This window comes from Leisingera sp. ANG59 (assembly GCF_013317235.1).
Taxonomy (GTDB): domain Bacteria; phylum Pseudomonadota; class Alphaproteobacteria; order Rhodobacterales; family Rhodobacteraceae; genus Leisingera.
In genome coordinates this window covers 22,047-29,199 of sequence record NZ_WLCM01000045.1, presented here as the reverse complement: position 1 = coordinate 29,199, position 7,153 = coordinate 22,047, and the positions used below count along the sequence as shown (strand labels likewise).

6 protein-coding genes are annotated in these 7,153 nt (G+C 56.7%); 3 read left to right on the top strand and 3 right to left on the bottom strand.

Going from position 1 to position 7,153, the window contains the following annotated elements; translation table 11 throughout:
* The first annotated feature begins 192 nt into the window (after nucleotides 1-192).
* Both GKC28_RS22555 and GKC28_RS22550 read left to right on the top strand, forming a co-directional pair.
* The gene (locus tag GKC28_RS22555; RefSeq protein ID WP_368041163.1) at nucleotides 193-762 is read left to right on the top strand and encodes an IS30 family transposase; all 570 of its coding nucleotides are present in this window, start codon (nucleotides 193-195) and stop codon (nucleotides 760-762) included.
* A 27-nt stretch (nucleotides 763-789) separates the two neighbouring features.
* Nucleotides 790-1,869, top strand: a complete 1,080-nt coding sequence (locus GKC28_RS22550) for a site-specific integrase (RefSeq protein ID WP_174149228.1) — start codon at nucleotides 790-792, stop codon at nucleotides 1,867-1,869.
* 203 nt (nucleotides 1,870-2,072) lie between these two features.
* Here the strand turns inward: GKC28_RS22550 and GKC28_RS22545 are convergent, their stop codons facing one another.
* A complete protein-coding gene (locus GKC28_RS22545) occupies nucleotides 2,073-2,837 on the bottom strand; it encodes a serine protease (protein WP_174149227.1) in 765 nt (254 codons plus the stop codon).
* Nucleotides 2,838-2,895: 58 nt separating this feature from the next.
* Nucleotides 2,896-3,441, bottom strand: a complete 546-nt coding sequence (locus tag GKC28_RS22540) for a hypothetical protein (RefSeq protein ID WP_174149226.1) — start codon at nucleotides 3,439-3,441, stop codon at nucleotides 2,896-2,898.
* 453 nt (nucleotides 3,442-3,894) lie between these two features.
* Between GKC28_RS22540 and GKC28_RS22535 the strand changes: the two genes are divergently transcribed.
* Nucleotides 3,895-4,755, top strand: coding sequence for a LysR family transcriptional regulator (locus GKC28_RS22535; protein WP_174149225.1), 861 nt, complete (start codon nucleotides 3,895-3,897; stop codon nucleotides 4,753-4,755).
* 387 nt (nucleotides 4,756-5,142) lie between these two features.
* On the opposite strand, the gene GKC28_RS22530 is transcribed toward GKC28_RS22535, so the two are convergent.
* Nucleotides 5,143-7,110: a sigma-54-dependent Fis family transcriptional regulator gene (locus tag GKC28_RS22530; RefSeq protein WP_174149224.1), complete on the bottom strand. Its 1,968-nt coding sequence runs from the start codon at nucleotides 7,108-7,110 to the stop codon at nucleotides 5,143-5,145.
* Nucleotides 7,111-7,153: the final 43 nt, after the last annotated feature.

The window sequence follows — 7,153 nt, the reverse complement described above, 5'->3', positions numbered from 1 at the left end:
CACCACGCTGTGGTCATACAGATCGAAGGTGCCAGCTACCGCCTGCGCAGCCATGCCGACCTCATACCCGAGCATGTCCGCGCCAACGCCCCGATCGCTCCCCCGCCTCCGCCGAAGCGCCGCGGGCGACCGCCAAAGACAAGGAATGGAGCCGCTGATCACTAACGCCGGCTGATCACCGGGACCGAGCAAGTGGGGAATTTTACTTCGGCACTTTTGGGGAAAATTGAAACGGCGTTGACAGATGTCGCGCACAGACGTCAGTTCGGCCACTGGGAAGCTGACTTAATGTCGTTTAAACAGAAGCTTGGTCAGTCAAATGTCACATCCTTGGTCGAGCGCGTGAGCCGCTTCACGGTGCTCTTGAAGAACGGGAACAAGCGCACCAAGCCGGTTATGGGAAAGATCATGAAAGCTGTGCGCGACCTGCCCCACCTGGCGCGGAGATCAATCACCTTTGATCGCGGCACCGAGTTCGTCAGCTGGCCGCACCTTCAAGCAGAGATCGGGACGCAAACGTGGTTTTGTGACCCGTCTTCCCCCTGGCAGAAAGGCACCGTTGAGAACACTAATCGCCGGGCGCGAAGATGGTTGCCGAGGAAGCGAGACATCACGGCACTCACTGATCATGATTTGAAGATGATCAGTGACCGCCTCAACGCGACGCCCAGGAAGTGCCTCGGATGGAAGACACCAGCCGAGGTCTTTCGCGAAAAGATGATGGAAGAGATGGGCCGACACCCCTACCCTGAACGTCAATAGAAGTCGCGGTTCAAGTATCGCTCACACATGCTTCACGATGCCCAGTGCGACGGCCTGGCCCTGCGTGTCCAGCCCGGCGGCGCCAAGTCTTGGGTCTGCTGGCAGCGGGACGCGGGGAAGACCCGGCGTGTCACCTTGGGGCGTTTTGAGGACATGGAACTCTGCGAGGCACGCGAAGCCTTCCATGCGCACAGAGGCACAGGACAACGGTCCCCTGCTCCGGAGCAGCGAAACACACTCACCTTCTCGGAACTCTGCACCGCCTTTCTGAATGCCAAGCGCGGGGTCTATGCCAATTCCACGCTGTCCTCGTTGGGCTACTATCTGGATACGCAGCTTCTGCCCGCTTTTGGCCGGAGTAAAATTACGCGGATCACAACGCCCGACATCGCCGAATGGTTCTATGCCTATTCCCGTTCGCGGCCGGGCGGTGCCAACCAGGCGCTTGGGCACTTCACGACTATTCTGAATTGGGGCCAAGAAGCAGGCCATCTCCCCCCAGACTTCTCCAATCCAGCCGCGCCTCTGCGTTTCAACCGGCGGTTGGCGCGCGGTCGCATGCTGAGCAGCGGCCAGCTCCGGCGGCTGGCCGCCGTGCTGAACTCCGCAACCTCCAGGCAGAGGGACGCTGCGGACGCGATTTGGCTGATGCTGCTGACCGGCTGCCGCTCCGGCGAAATCCTGCGGTTGAGATGGGACGAAGTCCAGAAAGACAGGCTCTCCCTCCGGCGCACCAAGACAGGCCCGCGCGAAGTCAATCTGAGCGATGCTGCTATCCAGTACCTCGACCGGTTGCGTAAACAGCGCCGGTCCAATTACGTGTTCCCGGCTCAGCGGACAAAGAAGCCGCATCGCACATCCATCGATCACGCCTGGCAAACCTTCAAACATCTGGCCGGTTTGCCCGCCGATATCCGTTTGCACGATCTCCGCCACACCTATGCCTCCCACGCCATCATGTCGGGCGAAACCCTTCACATGACTGGCAAGCTGCTCGGCCACAGGTCACCAGAAAGTACCGAACGGTACGCCCATCTCGACGCATGTTACCTCGCAAAGGCTGCGGACAAAGTGGCTAGGAAAGTCGACCGGTTGTTAGGCGGTTAGATTGTTAGGTTGTTAGAGGTACAACGGTGTAGCACAGGCGCGTTGAGAAACGAGCGCCAGGGCTACCTGCTTTGCAGGTCCAGCAGACAGACCCAGCCCGGAGCGGCCATACCTCAAGGCCACCCTCGAAGCCATCGCTGCAGGTCTTCCTGTCAGCCTGCACTCTCGCCGCCGTCGTCATTTTCTGGTTATGAATCCTGCCCCTAACAAGGGCCCGGCTGTTCAGATGCGCAGCTTGCATCACGAAAAACCGACACCGCTGTCTCATCCAGTATTGCACCAAGCGCCACGGGCTCTTCGCCCATCATGGCTTTGGCTGTAATAATTGAAACCAGACTTGGCGTTTGATCCTCGCCCCAGCCAATCACTGGTGCCCCCGACTCGCCAAAATCGACTTTGCAAGAGAACGCAACCGCATGATGGCTGAAACCTAAAACCTTGCATTCATTGTCTATTCTTAAGTTACGTCGGCTATGTTGGCTGTAGGACAGGATGGAGACCCTCTCCTGCCGCCGAAATCTCCCTGTAATCGGAATTGGCTTCACAACATCTTCAGGTACAGGCTGATCAAGAAGCAGAAAGGCGATGTCTGCCCGCAGATTGCTCTCATCCGGACCACCGAAACGATAGTTTGGGTGGGTAACAACCTGTTTGGCTCTTCTGGTTAGCTTTAATTTTTCTTGACGCAACCTAAAGTAGATTAACACGGCTTCGGGCCTGAAAACAGCTTTGGTGTGTTGGTTAGCAATACAATGCGCAGCGGTGGCAACCAGGTATGGGGTGACAAGCGTTCCCGTGCAGAAGTTGCGCCCGCCTATATGCAACTGAACAATAGCTTGTTTTATTTCCGGAAAGTGTTTTTGTATTGCATGTTCTGAAATTGCCAAATTGGGGGCAATCAAAAGTGAAAAATACAATATGAATCGCGTGGCGAAATTGATTAAACCTATAAGATCGGCGCCATTCAACTAATTCACTCCTTCAGGGTGTTTTGCAAAATTTGGAAAAAATAGCTCCACCCCACTTTCAGTAAATCATGCTTTTATAGCGCAATCGCCAAGCCTTGTTATTTTCAATAGCAGCCTTCACCCCTTTAGCAAGGGAAAGAGAGAAAGCCGGACTGCGAATGGATGCGTCACACATCGGCAAGCGTTCCTCTGACAGGTCATCCTGAGAGAAACCAGAGGATAGCAAGAGAAGCGGCACTTCCGGTGCTTCAACGCGGAAATCCATAAGGTCATCCGACAGCTCTAGAATACCTCCGAAACTATCGAGGTCCAGAATCGCCATGGACCAGGCATCCGCTCTGCCTTTGAGAACACCAAAGGCTTCATCTACGTCTGTGACCAAGTGAGCCTCATCACCTCGAGACGCGAAGTGACGGATTAACCGGCGACCGCATGTAAGCTTCCCGCAAATGACGAGACAAGGACCATCCAAATTCGAGCCATTGGTCTTGATCCTTTTTTCAGCCTCTCCGTCGAGAAATTCCCATATGACATCTGGACTTCTTAAGCTGCGCCAGTGTTCAGCAGGAACTTCGGCCTCAGTTCCTGATACGGAGAAGCTCACTTCTTCCGCCTGAAGGCTTTCACCTCCGAGGCTTCGAAATGCCGATGGCAAACGACTTCGGAACCAAGACAGAGTAAGTACATCACGCCAGAACGACACGAAGCGGCCCCACCTCCTCGATACTAAGTATTTTGCGGTATCTGGATCCGATGCTGTGCCGTCAAAATGTCGCACCMCGGAACTGGCGGGGGTTCCGTTTGCGGGCGGGGAAATTCCGGGGCACGAGGAAGGTTTAAAAAATGAGACGTTCAAATTCCGGGACGACAAAACCTGACCTCCAAACGCTAACAAAGGAGCGTTTCGCGCAGGAGGAAACCGTACAACCTTTTCGGGCATGAAATATGAACCTCTACATTAAGACCACACAATAACCACCTACCCCCCCTTCCACTCAGCTGTACAATGAATTATCTCGCTCGAAACCAGCAACAATCCTGATCGATTAGGCGTATTGTGGACACAGATGTAGTTAAGACTTTCATTGAAGTTGCTTCGACGGGGAACTTCGGACATGCCGCGGAGCGGCTGCACGTCGCTCAGACCACTGTCAGCGCGCGCATCAAAAAGCTTGAGAGTGCGCTTGGCAAGCAGTTGCTGATCAGGCGCAAGTCAGGAGCCGAGTTGACTAGGGCTGGCAAACACTTTTTGCGGCAAGCCCCGGCTTTTGTCCGGCTGGGCGAACGCCTTAAAGGCGATTTTTCCGTCCCAGAGGGCTTTTCCTCTGTCTTGTCGCTTGGCGGTGAGGTGAACGTGGCAACGACGTGGATGAACAAATGGGCCAGCCGCTTGAGAGCCGAGATGCCCGAGACGGCGCTTCGCATCAAAGTTGATATCCCCGGTGATCTCATCGACTGTTTTGCTGAGGGGACGATTGATGTGGCATTGATGCATACGCCCCCCGCAAGATCGGGGTTGAAGGCGGATCTGCTGATGGAGGATCGCCTGATACTCTACACGACAGATCCCAGCATCCGATCTATTTATGATCCACGCTTCGTATATGTTAATTGGGGTGAGGCCTTCATAGCGTCATTCAAGCACAGCTATCCTCTATTTGAAGGAGCAGCAGTTTCCTTTGACTACGGCCCCCTTGCGGCGCGGTACGTTACTGGAAATGGCGGGGCCGCATATGGCAGGCAGAGCGTTGCCCCTCCCTTTCTGGAAACAGGTCAAATAAGCGCTGTCGAAGGAGCCGTCACCTTCGCATATCCTATGTATATTGTCCGCCCCTCCGATACTCCCAACCCAACTCTGGATCAGGCAATTAAAGTGCTCCGCAAGATCGTAAAGGAAAATTCCACAGGGGCTGGCTAGAGTCCCGCTTCACGAACTTTCCCTCCGCCTGCTGTGTTGAAGAATGCACGCCCGAGCTAACTAGCGGCAATGTGAAGTTAGTGCGCTGAAGCGCATAGCAACAATCGCCCGTTTCACCCCGGAAGGACAAGAACGCCGGAGCCACAATGAGACAGTGTGGGCTGGTGTCTGGTCTGGTATGTTGACCCTATCTGCGCTAGAAATTTTCCTGAAGTCAGCGACTTCAGGAAGAAACCAGCCACTCGGCTATCCACATTTAGAAGCTGTTTTCATAAGTATACATAGTTATGTGGCCGAACATGTGAAAACGGGCATCAGCAGCTTTCTGCGTTATATGTGGGGCTTGAATGTTGTAACCGGGCCCCTGGGACCCTGTAGCTCGCAACCTCAGACCTTGCGGATGTGATACCGCTTGATCTTGCGATAAAGCGTTGGCCGCGAGATCCCCAGAACCTGGGCCACCTTGGTCAGGTTGCCGTTTTCCGCGGTGATCGCCCGGCGGATGGCGCTGGCCTCGATGCTTTCTAAGTCGCCGGAATGGCCGCCTAGGATGTGCTCCAGAGAATCCTCGTCGCCATCATCGAAATCGTCCTGAATCTCCGGTGGCAGGTCCCGCTCAGTCACGAAGCCACCCGACTTCATAAGGTAGAAGCGCTGGACGACATTTCTTAGCTCCCGGACGTTGCCGGGCCACTGGTATTGCAGCATCAATTCCATCGCCCGCTTGGCAAAGGTCATCGGCGGGCGCCCGGTTTCTTCGGCATATTTCTTTGAGAAATGGTCGAGCAACGCGACGATGTCGTTGCCGCGTTCGCGCAAGGGGGGCACCTCGATGGTCATCACCCCGATCCGGTAGAACAGGTCGCGGCGGAAATTGCCCCTCTCGATCTCCTGGCGCAGGTCGCGGTTGGTCATCGAAACCAGCCGGACATCGACCGGGCGCCGCTTGTTGTCGCCCATCCGGTAAATCGCCCGCTGTTCGAGCGCCCTGAGCAGGTAGGGCTGCAGTTCGATCGGCATGTCGCCAATCTCGTCGAGGCAGAGCACCCCGTTGTTGGCCTGCTCGAACCTCCCGGCGCGCCCGCCCCGGACGGCGCCGGTAAAGGCGCCCTCCGAATAGCCGAACAGTTCCGCGCCGATAAGATCGCTGGAAATTGCAGCGCAGTTAACCGGCACGTAGGGCGCCTTGTGATCCGGTATGCGGCTGTGGATCAGGCGCGCGAACAATTCCTTGCCGACCCCGGTTTCACCTTGAATCAGCACCGAAACATTGGCCAGCGCCGCGCGTTCGGCCAGGCCGATGGCATCGGCCATCTTCGGCGACGACCCGATGATCTGAATCTCGCCCTCCTCCACATTGACCCGCGGCTTGATGGTGCAGGTTGCTCCCGCCTTACGCAGCATCTTGCCCTTGTCCTTGAGAAACAGGGCGGCGCCGCGAAAGACGCCTTCCAGCTTGAGCCGTTCGATGCCTTCCGCCTCAACGTTAAGAGGCAAGAGCTTGGGAATGTCCTGGTCCGACAGGCCTTCGAGTTTCGGCAACAGCTTGTGGCCGACCGACAATTCCTTGGTACGGCGCTTCGGATCATCGTCCAGCCCGCGGCGGAACAGCACACGGCCTGACTGATCGACCAGCACCACGCTGTCATGCGCGCGGCTGTAATCCGACATCAGGAAGGCCTCCAGCAATTGCGTGCGTTCGACCTGTTTCTGTTCTGCCAGCGCAATCTCGATCTCGCGCGCCGCCGCCAGGACCAGCGCCACATTGTGCTGGCGGAAAATCTGCGGCGGACCGGAGAGATCCACGACACCGATCACGTTCTGGGTGAGGGGGTCGAAGATCGGCGCACCCGCGCAGGTCCAAGCCTGTACGCCTTCGGCAAAATGCTCGGAGGCGTGCACGTAAGAGGGTTTGCCGGTCTTAAGAGCCGTGCCAATGCCGTTGGTGCCGATGGTGCGCTCGCTCCAGTCGCCGCCAAGTTGCAAATGGATTTCCTGGCCCTCGTCCAGCACGTGTTCGTCACCGATGGCGTCGATGATCACCCCCTGGCTGTCAGCCAGAATCAGGATGGTGCGAGCCTCTTTCAGATGCGGCTCCAGCCGCTTGAAGGCCGCCGAGGCCGCCTGGCGGAGCGCGGAATTGCGTTCGCGGCGGAGTAACAACTGGCTTTGGTCGATCACCTTGCGCGATGCTTGGCTGCCGGCATCGACTCCCAACTCACGGCTGCGCCGCCAGGAATCGAGGATCTCATCCCGCACGTTCGCCGGCATCCCGTTGCCATCCTTGTCGGAGGAGACAAATCTCTCCCATGCCTTGCGGGTATCGCCTTCCGAATAGCTGGAGTTATCAGGCAATTGCTGCGCCCTCTCGCTTTTCTAAAGTGTCGTTTCGGGCCTG

What these genes read in the sequence shown, in the direction of transcription:
- GKC28_RS22550 (WP_174149228.1), top strand. Translation starts at nt 790, where the DNA reads ATGCTTCACGATGCCCAGTGCGACGGCCTGGCCCTGCGTGTCCAGCCC.